The 21,596-nt window shown below is 53.0% G+C and carries 12 protein-coding genes; 9 read left to right on the forward strand and 3 right to left on the reverse strand.

All coding sequences use genetic code 11. From position 1 onward, the window contains the following. Position 1: 1 nt before the first annotated feature. Genes BM114_RS08415 through BM114_RS08425 form a run of 3 tightly spaced genes read right to left on the reverse strand, consistent with a single transcriptional unit; the run spans position 2 to position 6,469 of the window. Positions 2 to 1,381 carry a glycan-binding surface protein gene (locus BM114_RS08415; protein ID WP_092112391.1) on the reverse strand — a complete coding sequence of 460 codons (1,380 nt, stop codon included), beginning with the start codon at positions 1,379 to 1,381 and terminating at the stop codon, positions 2 to 4. A gap of 21 nt (positions 1,382 to 1,402) precedes the next feature. After that, a complete protein-coding gene (locus BM114_RS08420) occupies positions 1,403 to 3,154 on the reverse strand; it encodes a RagB/SusD family nutrient uptake outer membrane protein (protein WP_092112394.1) in 1,752 nt (583 codons plus the stop codon). A 21-nt stretch (positions 3,155 to 3,175) separates the two neighbouring features. Continuing rightward, on the reverse strand, positions 3,176 to 6,469 hold the full coding sequence (locus BM114_RS08425; protein WP_092112397.1) for a SusC/RagA family TonB-linked outer membrane protein: 3,294 nt from the start codon (positions 6,467 to 6,469) through the stop codon (positions 3,176 to 3,178). 849 nt (positions 6,470 to 7,318) lie between these two features. Between BM114_RS08425 and BM114_RS08440 the strand changes: the two genes are divergently transcribed. The 9 genes from BM114_RS08440 (at position 7,319) to galA (ending at position 21,105) form a co-directional block, all read left to right on the forward strand. Further along, positions 7,319 to 8,542 (forward strand): glycoside hydrolase family 27 protein, encoded by a 1,224-nt coding sequence (locus BM114_RS08440; protein WP_092112403.1) that lies wholly within the window; start codon positions 7,319 to 7,321, stop codon positions 8,540 to 8,542. A gap of 24 nt (positions 8,543 to 8,566) precedes the next feature. After that, positions 8,567 to 9,847 (forward strand): acetylxylan esterase, encoded by a 1,281-nt coding sequence (locus BM114_RS08445; protein ID WP_092112405.1) that lies wholly within the window; start codon positions 8,567 to 8,569, stop codon positions 9,845 to 9,847. Positions 9,848 to 9,850: 3 nt separating this feature from the next. Continuing rightward, on the forward strand, positions 9,851 to 10,915 hold the full coding sequence (locus BM114_RS08450; RefSeq protein ID WP_092112407.1) for a glycoside hydrolase family 26 protein: 1,065 nt from the start codon (positions 9,851 to 9,853) through the stop codon (positions 10,913 to 10,915). Between the two features lie 6 nt (positions 10,916 to 10,921). After that, the gene (locus tag BM114_RS08455) at positions 10,922 to 12,088 is read left to right on the forward strand and encodes a glycoside hydrolase family 130 protein (protein ID WP_092112409.1); all 1,167 of its coding nucleotides are present in this window, start codon (positions 10,922 to 10,924) and stop codon (positions 12,086 to 12,088) included. After that, complete coding sequence (locus BM114_RS08460) at positions 12,088 to 13,470, forward strand: MFS transporter (RefSeq protein WP_092112411.1); 1,383 nt, start codon at positions 12,088 to 12,090, stop codon at positions 13,468 to 13,470. The genes BM114_RS08455 and BM114_RS08460 overlap by 1 nt, the downstream gene beginning before the upstream one ends. After that, positions 13,467 to 14,657, forward strand: a complete 1,191-nt coding sequence (locus BM114_RS08465; protein WP_369808414.1) for an AGE family epimerase/isomerase — start codon at positions 13,467 to 13,469, stop codon at positions 14,655 to 14,657. Before BM114_RS08460 ends, BM114_RS08465 begins: the two co-directional genes overlap by 4 nt. A gap of 1 nt (position 14,658) precedes the next feature. Continuing rightward, on the forward strand, positions 14,659 to 15,546 hold the full coding sequence (locus BM114_RS08470) for a helix-turn-helix transcriptional regulator (protein WP_092112413.1): 888 nt from the start codon (positions 14,659 to 14,661) through the stop codon (positions 15,544 to 15,546). Positions 15,547 to 15,573: 27 nt separating this feature from the next. Beyond that, positions 15,574 to 18,525 (forward strand): TIM-barrel domain-containing protein, encoded by a 2,952-nt coding sequence (locus BM114_RS08475; protein ID WP_092112415.1) that lies wholly within the window; start codon positions 15,574 to 15,576, stop codon positions 18,523 to 18,525. 195 nt (positions 18,526 to 18,720) lie between these two features. Beyond that, positions 18,721 to 21,105, forward strand: coding sequence for a beta-galactosidase GalA (galA, locus tag BM114_RS08480; protein WP_092112428.1), 2,385 nt, complete (start codon positions 18,721 to 18,723; stop codon positions 21,103 to 21,105). The last annotated feature ends 491 nt before the right edge of the window (positions 21,106 to 21,596 follow it).

Consider the following 21,596-nt stretch of genomic DNA (forward strand, 5'->3'; position numbering starts at 1 on the left):
CTTATTTGTTAGGAACCACACGGATGTTATCAATCTGTACTACTGGATGACAGTCCGCACCTTCTGGGAGGACAGTCTTGTCATCATAATTACCTCTAACCATGAAAATGTTCAGACTTGCAAAATCAGAAGGCTTAGTGAAGGTGGTTTTTTTCAAGTCATTACCATCCCAGTCGAGCGTAAAGCTACTCAATGGAATTGTAACTGTTACCCACTTATCGCCAGTATCATAAGAGCCAGAGGCCTTAAATGGCATGTAAATCGCCCTACCTATCTTACCCTGCTCATGGAACCAAGTATTGTTAGCACCACCCAGAGTCGCTCCATATATATCCTTCACACCCGCATTGCCCTGGGAAATCACTTCTGGACCGCCGAAGATTATCTGCATAGGACCTGACTGCCAAGGGTTGCTTGAAGGAACACGCATCTCGAACTTCAGGCTCATGTTATTCCAGTCAGTAAAGTCTGCCACATCATTTAGACGAGGGCGACCGGCATAAGTCTCCGGGTCAGCCCAGTTGCCAGCCCAATACTCGAATGAGAAATCTCCATCGTTCCAACCGCCATCGGCACCCATTGAAGCTGCAGGGCCACCCAGCATCATGTAATTGCCACTCAATGATGTATCATCGCTCTGAATGGGACGACTGTGCCACCCGTTGTTGCCAAGAACATCCGATCCTCCAGGATAAGGATTGTCGAAGTCAAACAGCATACCGCGATCATCCATATACTCAAAAGATCCTTTAGTGGTTCCATAAATAGTAGTAACGGAAATCTCCTCGTGCTGAGGCATGTCAGCAGGCATTCTGAAAGTGATAGCTGTCTTTGTGATACTTATTATATTCTCACGAGGAACAGTATAGTTCTTGCCCACATTGATTGTCAATGGGGAATTTTCGTAATCCAGGAAGTAGTCTCCGGTAATGGTTACCTCTTCGTCGGCAGCTGCCCACTCGTTACTCAATGAGACCACCGAAGGTCCCGGGATGGTTACAGAGAAGTCATAAGGAATGGTATCCTTATCAGCTGTAATCATATACATTTTGTTTGTTACATTAGAAGGGATGGTTTTTGGAACTGTAACTATCAAAGTATGGTCTGTGATATAGCTGGTATTCAGCACGGCCTTCTGGTCATTGAAATAAAGCTCCATTATACTTCTAAGGTTATCGCCCACCAAACAAATCATCTGCTCCATCGAGGCAGAGACAAGGAGCGAATCCTTGCTTGCCACAGCAGCCGGACGAATATAGTAAACCGTGGGATGTCCGCCAGTCGATTCATATTTATCAGGCTCATCTTCACAAGAAGTGAACATGGTGCCGACAGCTGCCAAAGCCAGCATGAAAGCCCATTTAATATTCTTAGTTTTCATAATTATATGTTCTATGTTTGATTAATAGCTATACTCTGTACGCACATCAACATGGATAGGCTTTGCGTTAGAACCGAGGTTCGGATTCAGTGCCACATCATTCGTGGGGAATGGTAACTGGAAAGTATTCTCGTTCACATTAGGAGGAGCAGTAGCTGCATCGTACTGCATTTCGCCATCAGCCTCATTGTAGGACCATACGCCAGACTCATAATACCTCTTGTAAACGGCACTGCATCCCCAGAGTGCATTACGCTTCTGAGCCTTGATTTCAGAGATACAGGAATTTACATCGTAGTAAGCACGGCGGACGAAATCATACCAACGGTCGCCTTCACCGGCAAACTCCAGACGGCGCTCTTTCCATACATCATCAAAGGTGAGCGACTTCATCTCCGGATCACCAGATACGGCACGCTGATGGACGGCATTAAAGCTCTTCAAGGCGTCAGCGTTAGAAGTCGTCCCTCCGTCAATCAGGACATGAGCCTCGGCGTTTACGAGGTAGACATCAGAAAGGCGGAGGATATGAGTAGCCAGGCTACTTGCCATTCTTGCCGCAGAAGAGCCCATCTCTGCTTCATGGTCGGCTGCATCACCATAGAGGTTCTTTACATTGTTTCCGCCGCAAGGCCCCTGGCATTCACCAGTAGCCGAGACATTATAAGTCTTGTCATACCAGAACTGGAGATAACTGAATCCCTTCTTGCCATCGCTCATCGTATGATCCCTCCAGAAGTAAGGATAGGTGTCGCCGGCCATCATGACAGTAGCCTTACGACGAACATCCTTGTCTATACGGGTAGCAGGATTGTCCATGGGAGAAACACCGAAGGCTTCTATCAAATCGAGCGAAGGGCCGCCCCAGCCTCCCCATACATCACCGTACTCGTCAAATCCTTCCGGTGCAAGGTCGCTCTGCAAGGTGTTCTGCGAAGTCCACTGAGCACTTACGGCCCAGCGCCAGGCAATCAGACTCTCATCGCTCGCATTGTTGCTGCCGCGGAAGATATCCTCGTAGTTAGGCATGAGCACGCGGCCAGAGTTCTCTATCACATCCTTGGAATACTCTGCGGCCTTCTGCAGGTCTTCTTTGTTAAGGGTGCCGGTTACACCCGCCTTTGTCAGGTAAGCCTTTGAAAGCAGACCTTCGGCGCAATAGTAATCGATACGCCCCTCCGTGCTCTTTGTCTTAGGAAGCAATTCCATCGCCTCTTCAAGAGTCATGATGATATATTCATATACATCAGCCTTCTCAACTTTAGGCATGTCGTTATATTTACCAGAAGCCAGCGTCTCTGAGCTGTTGTGCACGATAGGCACATCGCCGAAGGTGCGGACGAGGTAGAAATAAGCCATGGCCTTCCAGGCCAGGCATTCACCCATGCATTGTCTTTTCACATTTTCAGAAGCCGTGGCACCCTGCAACGACTGATATACGGTGTTGGCATGGCCAATGACAGCCCAAAGAGAATATGCCATGTTCACCAAGTCAACATCAGAACCGTTCACAGAGAAATTCAGGTAAGGGCTGGCCCCCCAGTACATATTGCCCGACATCACTTCACCCACCTTGATAAAACCACGCTGGAAATCATACCAAGGGGAGTTATACAGGTAGTTCACGCCTGACTTACATGCCTCGTCCGACTGGTAGAAGTTGTCGGCATTATAGTTGTCGTCCACGGGACGGTCCAGGAAATCCTCACAAGAAGTGAATCCCAACCCCATGAATAACATAGCCGCAACTATTTTGATATATTTAGCTTTCATTTCTTTATTCTGTTTAAGTTGTTAGAACGACAGGTTTACATTGAATGTTACACTTGTCGGCAATGGATAACGACCATTATCGAGGTTATATACACTGCCACTCGAACTTGCCGTAGACAGACCGATTTCAGGGTCATAACCGTCATAGCCCGTGATGGTGAAGAGGTTGGTGGCATTTAGACTCAGGCGAAGATTCGTCAAGCCGATCTTCTGGATAAGCTTCTTGTCGAAGGTGTACCCGAGAGTAATGCTCTTCAAGCGAAGATAGGAAGCACTCTCAATATAACGACTGCTGATAGCATCATTATCATTCGGGTCGTTGAGAGAAGCGCGGGGCAAAACGGCATCGGGATTGGCAACTACCACATTGGCAATATTGTCATACCAGTTTCCTGTGAGGTTGCCGTCTTTGGCCGTAAGGCGAGCGCGCTTGTCAACCTCGCTCAGCTGATTCTGCCACATGGAGTTCATGTGAGTGATGTTTTTCTTCAGGTAATTGAACACCTTGCCGCCGGCAGAACCCTGCAAGAAGATGTTGAGATCGAAGTTCTTGTAACGGAAGGTATTGTTGATGCCGAAGAAGAGTTTTGGCATCGGATCGCCCAAGTCGGTCTTATCGTTGTCGTCGATAACGCCATCCTTGTTTACATCCCTGAACTTCAGGTCGCCCACATAAGTGGTGTTGGTTCGGCTATATCTCGTGGGATCCGTATTCCACGACTTTGTGCCGTCTGCATTTACAACGATAGGGTTAGCCTGCTGGCGAGTATCTACCGGTGAGTTCAGGATGTCCTCAAAGCTTTGGTAAACGCCCACCACCTCATAGCCATAGTAGTGATAGAGAGACATTCCGGGAACGGTACGGGATACAGGATCCGACCACTGGCCATAACCCAGAAGAGCCGCACTGCCGCTCAGACTCTTCAGCTCATTCTTGTTTACCGAGAAGTTTACATTGGCTGTCCAGTCGAAGTCCTTTGTATAGACAGGCTTCGCATCGATGGTAACCTCAATACCGGAGTTCAGGATGTCGCCATAGTTACCATAAGGCGCAGCAAGGGCAGACGATCCATTTCCACTCGTACCCATGATAGAAGGCAGGTTGAGCATCATCAACATGTTCTTTGACTCCTTGCGATACCAATCGGCGGTGATGTTCAGACGATTGTTAAGGAAACCGAGGTCCAGGCCCACATTGAACTGTTCCTGTGTTTCCCACTGGATATCAAGGTTCTTCAAGTTGGCCGGACGATAACTTGTACCAAGTCCGCTACCCATTACAGACATTCTGGAACCCCAGAGGTATCCACCGATGTTGGAGTTTCCCGTCTGTCCCCATCCAAGCCGCAGCTTGCCATTACTCAGCCATTTGCCGGCAAAGTCTTGAATGAACTTCTCGTTGGAGAAGCGCCATGCAAGGGCAATCGAATGGAAAGGAGCCCAACGCTTGTTGGGACCGAAATTGGAGCTGCCGTCATAACGGAAGGTATAAGTTGCCAGATAACGGTCATCGTAGTTATAGGTCTCGCGAGTGAAGAAAGACGCCATGGAGCTGCTTCCCCATCCGTTGGAAATCATAGGGTCGCCGGTTCCCAGTGAGGGGTTGTGGACGATATTGCTTGGCAGCCCCGTACCCGTGGTCGACATGTAGTCATACTTAGACTCCCAAGCCTCCTGACCCAGCATGGCAGAAACGCTGTGCTTGCCAAACTGGTTAGCATAAGTTACATAGTTGTTGAGCGACCAATAGGATCCGCTGTTCTTCTGAATACGGCTCTGGTTCTTATCCCTGTTCCAAGTACCCAAGTGAATCACGGGAACGAAGGTGTCGCCCTTTGAAGAGTTGATGTCAAAACCATACTGGATATGCCAGGTGATATGCTTGATAGGAGTAACATCTGCATAGACAGAGCCGTTCAGGCCCTGACGATCCAGCAGGATATCCTGTTCAAGAGCCATGGCTATCGGGTTCGGATTGATGAATCCCTCCTTGGAAACACTTGAATAGCCACCGTCGATATTATAGATCTGAATGTCAGGAGGAGTATTCAGGGAATAGTTGATCAAGCCCTCATCGCTGTCAGCCAGCTTCAGACTCTCGTGCGTCTTGCTGAAGCTGAGGTTTACACCAAGCTTCAACCACTTCTTGAGTTGGGCGTCAAGGTTCGTACGGAAGCCAAGGCGCTTGAAGTTGCTTCCTATGATCGTACCGTCCTGCTTGTCGTAGTTGCCGGAGACATAGTACTTTACCTTGTCTGTACCACCCTCTGCACTCAGCTGATGCTTTGTGGAAAGAGCCGTCTGGAAGATGGCGTCCTGCCAGTTGGTACCTATACCCAGGATAGACGGATCGCTGTAAGCAGGATCTGCCTGAGAAGCCGCAATCTCTCCCTGGGCCACGATGTCATTATAATACTCGGCAAAGCCACGGAGGTTGAGGATGTCCAAACGACGATTCTGACGGGAAGCCGTAACCGAACCGTTATAGGTGAACTTTGCCTCGCCAGCCTTACCGCGCTTGGTCGTAATCAGCACCACGCCGTTAGCACCCTGTGCTCCATAGATGGCGGTGGCCGAGGCATCCTTCAACACTTCCATGCTCACGATGTCCTGAGGGCTCAGCAATGACAGAGGGGAGACGGCCGAGTGGGTACCATTACCCAGCGCATCGCCGAGTCCGAGACTTGCTCCGCTGTTGCCGCCGCCCTGCCAGATCACGCCGTCCACGACATAAAGGGGATCCGTACCTGCATTCACCGTGGCAATGCCACGCACATTCACAGAGATGGCGGAACCCGGCTGACCGGATGTGCGCAATGACTGGATACCGGCCACGCGACCCTGAAGGGCGTCGTCGACATTGGTAACCGGCGCAGACTTCAAGGTGCTCTCGTCCAAGGAGGTTGAAGCACCGGCAAGGTCGCTCTTCTTCATCGCCCCATAACCTACGACAACCACCTCATCGAGGTTGTTGTTGTCCTCCACGAGAGTAACATTATACCTGGACTGGGCTCCCACCTTAAACTCCTTGTTGACATAACCGACATAGGATATCTGAAGCGTTGAGCCCTGAGGGGCATTGATTGAGTAGTTACCGTCAATGTCTGTAACCGTCGCAACCTGACTACCCTTCACACGAACCGTGGCACCGATGATGGGACCCTGAGCGTCCGATACGGTACCTGTTACTTTCTTAGTTTGCTGCTGGACAGCCCTGCCGGTTTCATTCACGGCGTGAGCCTTGGGAGCATAGCCCACGAGCAGGCATGAGCACAGCCCTGCAAGCACCACTAATCTTTGCTTTTTTAGATTCATAGAAATATGTTTAGATATATACATTATTTATTTATCAGTAGATTCCTTATTAGGTTTTGCCTGGAAGATATAAACTTCGCTGCAAATATATACAATTATTTTCAAAACATTATAATACTTTTTTACCTAAAAGTTACATTATTTTGCAAAAGATATAAAACGCATGATTCTATATTATCTTGCCTTATCTTGCTTGACTTGTATCAACTTAAAGGAAAAACCAGTACATTTAAGGAGGGATAAGGGGGAAAAGAGAGAATTCTCTTGCACTATTCCGCACTCCGTGCTACATGACAGAAAAAAATACGAGAAATCGTACCAAAAGAACATGGAAAGGTGCAAAAACAAGCCCTTCCATGAAACCGAGGAGGCATTCGGACTGAAAACGGCTCTTTTTTGAAGGATTTCACAACCATCTGATTATCAGAAAGAAAAAGAACAAAACAAATTACCAAGAAGCAAAAAGCAGCACTTTTTCCGAGTAAAAAGCGGCTGAAAGGCCTGCCCAAAGACGGCTAAGAGCAGAGTAAAAGACGGCCAAGAGCAGAGTAAAAGGCCACCAAAAGCGGTGCTGTTTGCCGCCTTTTACCGTTTCAGAAGCGGTTTCAGGTGATTCCAGAGGCATCAGGACACCCTCACGCCGGCTATTTCGAGAACTTCTGACACTATTTCCCCCACCTGGAAAAACATCCAAAATCATACGAAAAGGACAGGATAAGAAAAGCGCAGGAATATCAAAAAAAGCATCAAAGTGCCACTTTTTATCAAAATAATATTATGTGCTTTAGGAAATATACTTTATCTTTGCACCAAGATAAAAAGATTAAAACCGAGCAAAAAACCTAAAAAATGAAGAAAACTGGTATTTTATTGCTGCTCCTTACAGCCTTTGCCTTGAGTGCAGACGCCCAGAAATGGGAGCACATAGCCGACACTCCTCAGATGGGATGGAGCAGCTGGAACAAGTTCCAGGGCAACATCAACGAGGAGATCATCACGGGCATTGCCGACGCCATGGCAGCCAGCGGGCTGAAGGAAGCCGGGTATACCTACATCAACATTGATGACTGCTGGCACGGAAAGCGGGATGCCGACGGCCTCATGCAGGCTGACAGCAGCAAGTTTCCCCACGGAATGAAGTGGCTGGCGGACTATGTCCATGCCAGGGGAATGAAGCTGGGCATCTACACCGACTGCGGGACGGCGACCTGCGCGGGCATGCCCGGCTCGCTCGGACATGAATACCAGGACGCCCTGCAATACGCCCGCTGGGGCATAGACTACCTGAAAGAAGACTGGTGCAACACCGAGAATGTGAACCCCATGGGTGCCTACCGGCTCATGAGCGACGCCCTGAGAGCCGCCGGGAGGCCCATATTCCTCTCCATGTGCGAATGGGGTACGGCCAAGCCGTGGCGCTGGGCGCGCGACATCGGCCACAGCTGGCGCATAGGACCCGACATCTGGTGCTCCTTCGACTCGCTCCGCGTATTTCCCACCTCCGTCCAGTACAGCGTGATGCACTGCATCCACGCCAACGACACCCTGCGCGCCTATGCCGGGAAAGGCCACTGGAACGACCCCGACATGCTGGAGGTGGGCAACGGGATGACGGCGAGCGAAGACCGCGCCCACTTCACCATGTGGTGCATGATGGCAAGCCCGCTAATCCTCGGGAACGACATCCGCGGCATGAGCGACGAGACCCGGGACATCATACTGAACCGGGAGATGATAGCCGTGGACCAGGACACGCTGGGCGTACAGGGCCTGCACTTCTGCTCGGAGCGGGGACTCGACTTCTGGTTCAAGCCCCTTGCCGGCGGCGACTGGGCGTTCACCATCCTCAATCCCACGAAGAAAGCCATCACCTATGCCCTCAACTGGCAGGACTTCAACCTCACCGATGAGGAGGTATCAGGGAGGAGCACCCGTTTCGACGCGGAGGTCTACCGCGTGCGCAACCTCTGGACGCACCGCTTCGAGGGAAAGACCTCGAAGAAAGCCAAGGTTGAACGCAGGATTACCGTGCCCTCCCACGATGTGGTAGCCTACCGGCTCATCCGACAGTAAACAGTCTATAAAAAAACAAACAACATGAGAAAATATCTGCTCTTATTAGTAACGCTCTTCGCGCTGACGCCTGCCAGCGCTCAAATCCGCGGCAACAACATCACGGTTACCATACAACCCGACCACAAAGACTGGAACTACAAAGTAGGCGAGAAGGCCGTGTTCACCGTCAATGTGCTCCGCTCCGGCACCCTGCTGGACAATGTACGGGTGGACTACGAGGCCGGCCCGGCCATGTATCCCGACATCCAAAAGCGGGATGTAACCCTGAAAGACGGAACCATGAAGTTCTCAGGAAAGATGAGCAAGCCCGGTTTCTACCAACTCAAGGTTACCGCCCATGTAGGCGACAAGGACTACGAAGGGCTCTGCATGGCAGGCTTCTCCCCCGAGAAGATACAACCGGCAACCCAATGTCCGGCTGATTTCGATGCCTTTTGGAGCAAGGCGCTCGACGACGCGCGGAAATTCGACCTCGACCCACACCTCACCCCACTCCCCGACCGGAGCACGAAGGATGTGGCCGTGTATGAGGTAAGCTTCGTAAACGACCGCCCCAACGGCCGCATCTACGGCATTCTCTGCATCCCGAAGAAAGCGGGCAGATATCCCGCCCTGCTCCGCGTTCCCGGTGCCGGCATCCGCCAATACCACGGCGATGTGTGGACAGCCGCGCAAGGAGCCATCACGCTTGAAATCGGAATCCATGGTATTCCCGTCACCATGGAGCAAAGCGTCTACGACGAGATGTTCACCGCCGGTCTCGACGGCTACTACGATGTCAACCTCGAAAACCCGGACAGGAACTATTACAAGCGTGTGGTCGTGGGTGCAGTCCGTGCAGTAGACTATCTCGCGTCGCTCCCCGAATGGAACGGGGCAAGCCTGGGGGTCAGCGGCTCCAGTCAGGGGGGATTCCTCTCGCTGGCCGTCGCGGCCCTTGACCAAAGGGTTACATTCTGCGGAGTCGTCCATGGCGCCATGTGCGACTATGAATCAGAACTCAAGGGAGTGGCAGGCGGATGGCCTCACTACTTCTATCGTGTGAAGAATCCCAGCAGCGAACGCATCAGGGGAGCACGCTATTACGACGGCGTGAACTTCGCCCGCCGCATCAAATGTCCGGGATGGTTCTCGTTCGGGTACAACGACGAGGTCGTTCCTCCTACCTCTGCCTACGGAACCTATAATGTCTTTAAGGCCCCGAAGACGCTGAGCCTCTATCAGCTAACAGGCCATTACTGGTATCAGGAGCAGTGGGACGAATGGCAGAACTGGCTTTTAGAACAAATGAAAATAAAGTAAATCATGCACAAGACCATTCTATTGGCAATGACGCTACTCGCATTCAGTCTGTCGGCTTTCAGCGGCTCGCCCGCCCGTAAGCTCATCAAGCGAATGAAAAAACTGCAAAGGGCTGGAATCATGGTCGGCCATCAGGACGACCCTGTCTATGGGCACGACTGGAAATGGGAGCTCGGACGCAGTGATGTAAAGGATGTCGTGGGAGACTATCCTGCATTGATGGGATTCGAACTGGGGCATCTCGAACAGGGAAAGGAGAAGAGCCTTGACCAGGTTCCGTTCCCCAGAATCCGCGAGGAAGTGAAAAGACAGCACGAGCGCGGCGGCATCATCGAGATAAGCTGGCATCCGGACAACCCCGTTACGGGCAAGAGTGCCTGGGATCCTTCCGGATTCCCGGTAAGGGAAATACTTGCAGGAGGCAGCCAGCATGCCAAGTTCAACACATGGCTGAAGCGGATTGCCGAGTTCCTCTCGTCGCTCAGGGACAAGGACGGGAAGCTCATCCCTGTCGTCTTCCGTCCGTGGCACGAGATGGGGGGAGGCTGGTTCTGGTGGGGCAGCAAGAGCTGCACGCCGGAAGAATTCAAGCAGCTCTTCGTCTATACCCACGATGTTTTCACAAGACAATACAAGCTCGACAACCTCGTCTGGGGATATTCGCCCAATGCCGGAGACGAAGACTTCCTGAAATATTACCCCGGCGATGAGTATGTAGACCTGATGGGGTTCGACCTGTATGACTTCGAGGCCGACAATGCAAAATACCAGGGAAACCTCAAGCGGGAACTAACCCGCCTGGCAAAAGTCGGCAAAGAGCACAAGAAACTGATAGCTCTTACAGAGACGGGAGCACAGCAACTGCCGGACGAGAACTGGTTCTCGCAGGTGTTCTGGCCCGTGGCAAGGGAATACTCCTTCAGCTATGTGCTTTTCTGGAGGAACGCATGGGATCAGCACAAGGAAACCTACATGTCCTATCCGGGTGCCCCGTCGGAGGCAGACTTCAAGAAGTTTGCCGCAGAAAAGAGAACTCTCTTCGTCAACGACATCAAGAACAAAAAGTAATATATTATGAGTGATTTCAAAGAAAGAGTCGCTGCCCTCCGTGCCCACCACGAAGAACTGCTGGCGAGAAAGAACCAACCTCTCGAATGGGGAAACGGTATCTATACCCGCTACAAGTACCCTGTCCTCACGGCAGAACATGCGCCATTGGAGTGGAAATACGACTTTAACGAGAAAGACAACCCCTACCTGATGCAGCGCATCATGTGCAATGCCACGCTCAACTCCGGCGCAATCAAGTTCAACGGCAAGTATGTACTGGTGGCGCGGGTGGAAGGAGCAGATCGCAAGAGCTTCTTCGCCGTGGCCGAAAGCCCCAACGGAATTGACAACTTCCGCTTCTGGGACGATCCGATTACCATGCCCGAGGACATCATTCCCGCCACCAATATCTACGACATGCGGCTTACGGCCCATGAAGACGGCTGGATCTACGGCGTATTCTGCGCCGAGCGGCACGACGACAGCCAGCCGGGCGACCTGTCCGCAGCAACTGCCACGGCAGCCATCGCACGCACCAAGAACCTCGTTAAGTGGGAAAGGCTGCATGACTTGAAGTCCAAGACCCAACAGCGTAATGTGGTTCTTCATCCTGAATTCGTAGACGGAAAGTATGCTTTTTATACTCGTCCGCAGGATGGATTCATAGATACAGGCTCGGGAGGAGGCATCGGCTGGGCTCTCATCGACGACATCGAGAATGCTGAAATCAAAGAGGAAACCATCATCTATCCACGCAACTACCACACCATCATGGAGGTGAAGAACGGCGAGGGGCCACACCCCATCAAGACATCGGCAGGCTGGCTTCATCTGGCCCACGGCGTCCGCGGTTGCGCGAGCGGGCTCCGCTATGTGCTCTATATGTATATGACTGCCCTCGAAGACCCCTCGAAGGTTACCGCCATGCCGGGAGGCTATTTCCTGGTACCCGAGGGGGAGGAATATGTAGGCGATGTAATGAATGTCGTTTTCTCAAGCGGATGGATAGCAGATGAGGATGGCACCGTGTATATCTATTATGCCTCCAGCGACACACGAATGCATGTGGCCACCTCAACAGTCGACAAACTGGTGGACTACTGCCAGAATACTCCTGCCGACGGATACACAACGGCGGAATCCGTAGAGACTATCAAGAAACTGATTGCCAAGAACAAAACCGCAGAATAATGGCTAAAGCAAAACTGACAGAGAAGGTTGGCTATGGCTTCGGGGACATGTCTTCCAGCATGTTCTGGAAGATCTTCTCCTATTATCTGCCCATCTTCTACAGCGATATATTCGGTCTGTCTCTCGGAGCGACCGCTACCTTGATGCTCGTTACCCGCATCTGGGACACCGTGTCCGACCCGATGATGGGAGTAATCGCCGACCGCACACAGACCAGATGGGGCAAATACCGCCCATATCTCTTGTGGTTCGCGGCACCTTTTGCCATTGCAGGCATCCTGCTCTTCACTACTCCCGACATGAGCGAGACCGGGAAACTGGTCTGGGCATATGTAACCTATATCCTCATGATGACCGTCTATACGGGCATCAATGTCCCCTATGGCTCCATGTTGGGCGTAATGACGAATGATTCAGATGAGAAAACCGTGTTCTCCAGCTTCCGCATGTTCTTCGCCTATGCGGGTTCGTTCCTTGCCCTGTTTGCTTGGGAACCCCTTTGCAAATTCTTCGAGGCGACAGGAAAGACGCAGCAAGGGGCATGGCAGTGGGCAATGATTGTCATCGCCGTATTCTGCTTCCTGCTCTTCCTTGCCTGTTTCCGGCTAACCAGGGAGCATGTCCATGTAGAGGCAACGCCTCTCGGTTCCGACCTGAAGTCGCTCATCCACAATGCTCCGTGGTGGTTGCTCACGGCCGCAGCATTGTGTTCCAACCTCTTCAACACGGTCCGGGGAGCTACCGTGGCCTATTATTTCAAGTATTACATTGGTGAGAATGCCAATATAGACTTAGGCATCGTGGGATTTCTCTTCTATGCGGGATTGTTCCTTGGCGTCGGCGAGGTCTGCAATATGATAGGCGTTGTATGCGCGGTGCCCGTCAGCAAGCGTCTCGGAAAGCGCATTACCTTCGCCCTTGCCTGCACCGGCATGGCCGTGTTGAGCATGTTCTTCTTCTATCTGCCAGTCTCCAACGGCGGCTTCATCTCCATGCTCCTGCTCCAGATACTCATCTCCATCTGCACAGGAATCATCAGTCCGCTCATCTGGAGCATGTATGCTGATGTGTCAGACTATGCGACGATAAAGGACGGAAGCTCCTCCACGGGTCTCATTTTCTCGTCAGGCTCGATGGCCCAGAAGTTCGGCGGAGCCATCGCCGGGTCGGCCGTGCTATGGCTGTTTGCGGCCTTCGGCCTTGTTCCCAACGCCGTCCAGCAGACCGAGACGGCCATTCTCGGCATGAAGCTCACCATGAGTTGGATTCCTGCTGCCATCGCCATATTAATGGTTATCATCATGGTTGCCTATCCGCTCGGCAAGGGCAAGATGAAAGACATCGGTGAAAAACTGAAGGAATTGCGTAAGATGGAAGGATGATGAATAGTGAGAAGCTGAAACAGGAAATGCGTCAGACGCTCGAGGAAAACATTCTCAAGTATTGGATTGAGCGGATGACCGACCGTGAGCACGGAGGCTATTATGGCCGCATCGACGGCCATGACAAGGTGGATATGACCGCTGAGAAGGGGGCCGTATTGAATGCCCGCATCCTCTGGACTTTCTCCGCGGCCTACCGCATACTGCAAAAGTCCGACTATCTGACAGCTGCCACAAGGGCAAAGAACTATATAGAAGAGCACTTCATCGATTCGCAATACGGCGGAGTGTACTGGAGTCTGGACGATAAAGGGAACCCCTTTGACACCAAGAAGCAGACATATGCCCTCGGCTTCACCATATACGGGCTCGGCGAGTATGTCCGCGCCACAGGAGACAAGTCGGCTCTCGAACTGGCCGTCAAGCTCTATCACGACATAGAAGAGCATGCCTTCGACCCGGTGAACAATGGATATGTGGAAGCTCTGGCCCGCGACTGGAAGCCTATTGCCGACATGCGCCTCTCCGACAAAGATGAGAACGGAAGCCGCACGATGAACACTCATCTGCACATCATTGAGCCCTATACCAACCTCTACCGTGTGTGGAAAACCCCGGAACTCAGGGAAAGCATTGTGAACCTACTTGATATCTTCACCGAAAAACTGCTCAACAAGCAAACGCGGCACCTCGACCTGTTCTTTGATGACAAATGGAACGGCAAGCGCAATATCCAAAGCTTCGGCCACGACATCGAGACCAGCTGGCTTCTTCACGAGACTGCCCTGGTGCTCGGGGATGCCGCGATTCTCAAGAAGATGGAGCCCATAGTCGTAGACATAGCCAAAGCGGCCGACGAAGGGCTGCAGCCAGACGGCTCCATGGCCTATGAGCGCTGGACGGAGAGCGGCAAGACCGACAACCAGAGACAATGGTGGGTGATGTGCGAGAACATCATCGGGCATGTCAATCTCTACCAGCATTTTGGGGACAAAGAAGCTCTTGGAACCGCACTAAGATGCTGGAATTTCGTAAAAAACAATCTCATCGACTACGAAAACGGGGAATGGCACTGGGGAATAGACGCCAACGGAGCCGTCAACTACAAAGACGACAAGGCCGGATTATGGAAGTGCCCTTACCACAACAGCCGCATGTGCCTTGAATTAATGGAAAGGAAATACTGATATGAACGAAAGTCATGTATTACACGAGATTACTCCTCTGATGGACAAGGATGCCCTCTACATCGCCGACAGGCATAAGAAAGAGTTCTCCTACCCCATCCATTGCCATGAGGTATGTGAGCTCAACTTCGTAGAACACGCAGAAGGAGTACGCAGGATTGTCGGCGACAGCAATGAGGTCATCGGCCCTTATGACCTGGTGTTGATAACCAGCTCCGACCTCGAACATGTCTGGGAACAGAACGAATGCAAAAGCGAAGACATCCGGGAGATTACCATCCAGTTCCGCTTTGGCCTCACCGAGGATGAGGGATTTCTGAACAAGACACCCTTCGACAGCATCCGCCGCATGCTCCTTGAGGCGCGGAAGGGACTTGTATTCCCGCTCAATACCATCATGAAAGTCTACGGGAAACTTGACACCCTGAGCCGGCAGAACGACCGGTTCCATGCCGTCATCCAGTTTCTTGAGATACTCTATGACCTCTCACAGAGCGAAGGGGCCCGCACCCTGGCCACCACAAGCTATGCGAAGGTTGACATAGAGGACGACAGCCGGCGCATCCTGAAGATAAAAAACTATATCAGCCAGAACTATATGAACGACCTCAAGCTCAAGACCATGGCCGACATGGCCTACATGAGCGAGAGCGCGTTCAGCCGCTTCTTCAAGCTGCATACCGGCCGGACGCTGAGCGACTATATCATCGACATCCGCATCGGCAATGCCGCCCGGCTGCTCATCGACACGACACAGAGCATCAGCGAGATCAGTTTCAAGTGCGGATATAACAACATCAGCAACTTCAACCGCATCTTCAAGCGCAAGAAAGGCTGCTCTCCCAGCGATTTCCGCGAGAACTACAAGAAAGTGAGAATCATCGTATAGGCTACCTATCAAATCCCAAAGACATAAATGAGAACCGTCAAGCTGCTAATTCTCCTGACATTTCTGACCGTGCCAACCAGCATCAGCAAGGCCCAAGACTACGAGGAAAGGGGTAACCAGGTTACAATCAGAGTCTCCAATCCCGGGCGCAACGGAGCCTCCCTCGTCCGCCTGCAGGTAGTGAACAGCAGGATTGTACGCGTGGAGGCCACCGCCGGCGACACCTTTCCGCAGAAGCAAAGCCTGATCATCGTCCCGCAGAAGCCGTTCAGCGACTTCCGGGTAGACGAGGAGGGAGCGGACATAAACATCACCACGGCAGATATAAAGGTGCTCGTGAACAGGCATTCCGGCCGCATTCTCTTCAAAGACAAAGCCGGTAAGACCTATCTTGCAGAGGCTGCGGAGGGTGGCAAGACGCTCACCCCCTTCACCGTGCCCGACCGTGAGATGGGCGTCGACATTGCTAAGGTGCCCGACGCGTGGAAGCACGGATTCTCCTGGCAAGCCCGCTTCGACAGCCCAGCCGACGAGGCTTTCTACGGGCTCGGGCAGCACCAGGCCGAGGAATTCAATATGAAAGGGCTCAACGAAGACCTCTTCCAATACAACACCAAGGTCTCCGTGCCGTTCGTTTTGAGTAATAAGAACTACGGAATCCTATGGGACAGCTACAGTTACTGCCGCTGGGGAAATCCGAATGAATACCTGCAGCTGAACCGGGCTTTCAAGCTCTATGACAGGCGGGGTAAGGAAGGCCACCTCACAGGCACCTATATTGACCGGACAGGCAAGACGCTCGTGCGCGATGAGGACAGCCTCTACTTTGAGTTTGACACCCCCGCCGCCTCAAGGCTTGCCAACGCCGTTGAGCCCGGAGGCATCAAGAATCTCCCGAAAGGATTCTCCCTGAACGGCTCGAATGTGGTCTACGAGGGTTTTCTGGAGGCTCCCGAGAACGGCAATTACCACTTCATGCTCTACTATGCAGGCTACATAAAAGTCTATCTCGACGGCCGGGAGGCGGTTGCCGAGCGCTGGCGCACGGCGTGGAACCCCAACTCCTGGAAGTTCGTCGTTCCCCTCGTCAAGGGGCGGAGGACGCAGATTCGCGTGGAATGGCAGCCCGACGGCGATGTGAGCTATTGCGGCCTGCGGGTAGCCCGGCTGCTCCCGGAGAAGGAACAGGGCATGATAAGCATCTGGAGCGAGATGAGCAAAGACCTCGACTATTACTTCATTGCCGGCAGGAATGCCGATGAGGTGATCAGCGGCTACCGCACCCTGACCGGCAAGGCGCAGGTATATCCCAAGTGGGCACTCGGCTTCTGGCAGAGCCGCGAGCGCTACAAGACCTCCGAGGAGATAGAGGCCACCCTCGCGGAGTTCCGCAAACGCCACATCCCCATCGACAATATCGTGCAGGACTGGAACTATTGGAAGCTCGAAAACTGGGGCGACCACACCTTCGAGACCAGTCGCTATCCCCACCCGCAGGCAATGCTCGACAGCGTGCATGCCATGCACGGGCGATTCATGATTTCCGTTTGGCCCAAGTTCTATTCGTCGGTGGCTAACTATAAGGAGCTCGACCGCCGAGGCTGGATTTACCATCAGGCCATCGAAGACGACATTCACGACTGGCTCGGATTCCCCGGCTCCTTCTATGACGCTTACGACCCGGAGGCCAGGAAGGTGTTCTGGCGGCAGATGGACGAGAATCTCTATAACAAGTATAACCACGGCATAGACGCCTGGTGGATGGATGCCAGCGAGCCGAACATACGCGACTGCACGCCCATGTGGTATCGCAAGGCGCTCTCCGGGCCCACCGCGCTCGGTACATCGACCGAATATTTCAACGCTTACTCCATCGTAAACGCCGACGCCATCTACAGCGGACAGCGCTCGGTGAACCCCGATCAGCGGGTATTCCTGCTCACCCGGAGCGGTTTTGCCGGTGAACAACGCTACTCCACGGCCACCTGGAGCGGAGACATAGCCACGCGCTGGGAAGACATGCGCGCCCAGATGAGTGCCGGACTGAACTATTCCATGTCCGGGCTGCCCTTCTGGGGGATGGACCAGGGCGGCTTCTGCGTGGAGAACAGGTATGTGGCAGCCCAACAGGAGTTTGACAAGACCGGAGTGGAAAACAGCGACCTGAAGGAATGGCGTGAGTTACAGGCACGCTGGAACCAGTTCGGCTGCTTCATTCCCCTTTACCGCACTCACGGGCAATGGCCCACGCGCGAGGTATGGAACATCGCTCCCGAGGGGCATCCCGCCTACAAGAGCATCGTGGCCTACGACAAGCTGCGCTACCGGCTGATGCCCTATCTCTACTCCATGGCCGGATGGGTGCACTTCAACGACTACACCATGCTCCGGGGGCTGGTGATGGACTTCAACGGCGACGACAACATCTACGACATCAAGGACCAATGGATGTTCGGGCCGTCGCTGATGGCCTGCCCCGTGGGATACTACAACGCACGCAACCGCAGCGTCTACTTCCCCCGCCAGCGAGGGTGGTACGACCTTTACACGGGCGAGTTTATCGAAGGCGGACAAAGCCTCGTGGTCGATGCGCCCTATGAGCGAATCCCCGTATTCGTGCCCGAAGGCAGCATCATTCCTTTCGGTCCGGAAATGGAATGGAGCGACGAGAAGCAGCCGGAGCTCATCAATCTCTATGTCTATGAGGGCAGGGATGCCGACTTCCAGCTGTATGAAGACGAGGGTACGAACTATAATTACGAGAAGGGGCGTTACGCCACCATCGACATCCACTATAGCGAGGCCGACAAGACCGTTGCCTTCTCCAAGCGCAAGGGCTCCTTCAACGGAATGCTGAAGCAGCGCCGCTTCAACATCGTGGCCGTGAACAGAGACAACCCCCAGGCACTCAACCTGGACAGTCCTGCCGGCAAGATGGTGAACTACGGCGGCAAGGCTATCACCGTGAAGCTGCAATAAGACGGCAGTCTCCTCCCCTATTGCAGCACGGGAGTCTGCCCTCCCGTTTGCTATCAGCGGCTAACAGGCTGACAAAATCGGCGAGATTGTGCGACAAAATCGCCGATTTTGTTCTTCAATTTCGCCGATTTTGTCAAAGGGGAGACCGTCTTTCCCCAGACAAACAGAAACCTATCATATTACAAGACAAGACTTATGAAGAAACTCCTCGCAACACTTTGCCTGATTTCCATTGCCTGCGGCGCCGGAGCGCAACGGGAAACAACCTCGCTGGACAACGACTGGACCTTCCATCTCGGCAATGCCGCCTCCATGGAAAAGGACTTCTCGCACGGCACGGAATACTTCACCTACCTCACAAAGGCCGTCGGCCAGAACCAAGGACCTGCCAGCGAGAAGTTCGACGACTCCTCGTGGACATCCGTAAACCTGCCCCACGACTGGGTGGTAGACCTCCCCTACAGTGGCGAGGCCAGCCATTCTCACGGCTATAAGCAGGTAGGCTGGAAATATCCGGGAAACTCCGTCGGCTGGTATCGCAAGCGGCTGTTCATCCCCGCCGAAGCTAAAGGCCGGCACCTTGCCGTCCGCTTCGACGGAATCTTCCGCAACAGCCAGGTGTTCTGCAATGGATTCTATCTGGGGCACGAGGTCAGCGGCTATGCTTCCCGCGAGTATACCCTCACCGAATACCTGAACTACGGGGGCGAGAACATCATCACCGTGCGCTGCGACGCCTCTACCGAGGAGGGCTGGTTTTATGAGGGAGCCGGCATCTACCGGCATGCGTGGCTCATAGAGACCGCTCCCCTGCATTTCAAGAGCGACCGCATCTTCTTCAGGACGCGGAAAGACGGCGACCGAATCACATTCACCGTGAGCAGCGAGGTTGACAATCCCGCCGGTCAGACAGGTTTTCGCGTTACCCACGCGCTGATGGATGGCGGGGGCAGCGAGGTCGCCCGGATTGACGAGGGAGGGTCGGCAGCCGTCAGCAGGGCGCACTACTGGTCTTCCACCGACCCCTATCTCTACACCCTCGTGTCGCGGATTGCCGACCCGTCGGGGAAGGTAACAGACGAGGTGAGGACCAAGGTAGGGCTCCGCACGATGGAGTTTAACCTTGAAAAGGGATTCCTGCTCAATGGCAAGGCGATGAAACTGAGGGGCGTGAACATGCATCTCGACCATGCGGGCGTGGGAGTCGGCCTGCCCGACGAGGTGTGGCGCTACGAGGTGATGAAGCTGAAGGAGCTCGGCGTGAACGCCATCCGCTGCTCCCACAACCCCGCCACACCGGCCATGCTGGACATATGCGACTCGCTCGGAATACTCGTCATCGACGAAAACCGACTCATGGGCACCAACGAGGAGCACCTCGACCTGCTCCGGAGAATGATTCAGCGCGACCGCAACCACCCCTCCGTCATCCTCTGGAGCATCGGCAACGAGGAGTGGTGGATAGAAAGCACGGAGAAGGGAGAGAGTATCGCGCGGCGCATGATAGACTTTGCGCGCACGATTGACGATACCCGCCCATACACCTATGGCAACAGCGGCGGCTTCGGACTGACGAAGCAGGTGGACATCCACGGCTACAACTATATCTTCCAGAACGATGTCGAGAACCGGCATAAGACCTATCCCGACTGGTTTGTCGTAGGGACTGAGGAGACCAGCGGCTGCGGAACACGCAACATCTATGAGACCGACTCCCTCAAGGGATGGATGAAAAGCATCAACTATGAGGGCGAGGAACGCTCCGGAGGGGAAAAGAATGTCATCGAGCGAGGCTGGAAATACTATCGCGACAACAGCTATACCGGCGGCATCTTCTATTGGACAGGCTTCGATTACAGGGGTGAACCCAACCCGATGAAGTGGCCTGCCACAGGCAGCCAGTTTGGTATCCTCGACTATTGCGGCTTCCCCAAGGATGAGGCTTATTACCTGAAGGCCGCCTGGACGGCAGAGCCCGTGCTGCACATCTTCCCCCACTGGAACCTGAAAGGCAAGGAGGGGCAGCCCGTGGAGGTATGGGCCTACTCGAATATGGACGAGGTGGAACTCTTTCAGGACGGCCGCTCGCTGGGCAGACAGAAAATGCCGAGAGACGGGCATCTGGTCTGGAGCACTACTTACAGGCCTGGCCGACTGGTTGCCAATGGCTTCAAAAACGGGAAGAAGGTGCTCACCACCCGAGTGGAGACCACCGACGAGGCCTCAAAGGTTGTCCTCAAGGCCAGCAAAAACACGCTCCTTTCCGACGGGCAGGACGCCGTGGTCATCGATATCTCACTCCTCGACAAGAAGAGTCGCCGCGTGCCCGACGCCTGCGACAAGCTCGCAGTCAGCGTAACGGGTGCTGCCGCCATCCTCGGATGGGGCAACGGCGACCCGGGTTTCAAGGAAACGGAACGCCCGACGGTCAAGGACTGTCAACAGGCTGAACTCAAAGCCTTCATGGGACATGCGCAGGTCATCTTGCGAGGAGTCGATGGAAAATGGCAAGAGAAGGCCCCCGTAACCCTCACCGTGCAGCTCGCAAACGGCGGAAAGGCCGTTTTAAGACTGAATTGAAAGTAAGAGAAAGCCTATAAACGAAAGCAAGTCGCCATCCCATAACGGGCTGGCGACTTGCCTATATCTTTCCGCGGAGAGAGAGGTTTATGAACCAAACTCTCGTATCTCGTTGTATATAAATCTTCTATATATTTTGATAAATCACCTGTGTAGCATTTTTGTAGCAGTATTTTGACTGCTTTATGACTACCATTCTGACTACCTTTTGAAAGCACAACAGCTCTCTTTTCTTGGGTACAAAGGTATATAAAATTGTACTAACCTCCAAATCTTTGTGCCATAAATATTTAGACTTGTTATTGCTACACTTTCCAGTGCAAGGTGCAAGTCCCCTTATATATAGGGGCTTGCACCTTGCACTGGAGGAATTTTATGTATGTGGCAGACGAATGGAATGTTAATACTTCCCAATATAATTCACAATAGATAATCGTCAATTTATATATAGATGCCCTTTGCATCCGCCACCAAACAAACTATTGCATCTG

Origin of the sequence: Prevotella sp. KH2C16 (assembly GCF_900113305.1) — a bacterium.
In the GTDB taxonomy this organism is placed as follows: domain Bacteria; phylum Bacteroidota; class Bacteroidia; order Bacteroidales; family Bacteroidaceae; genus Prevotella.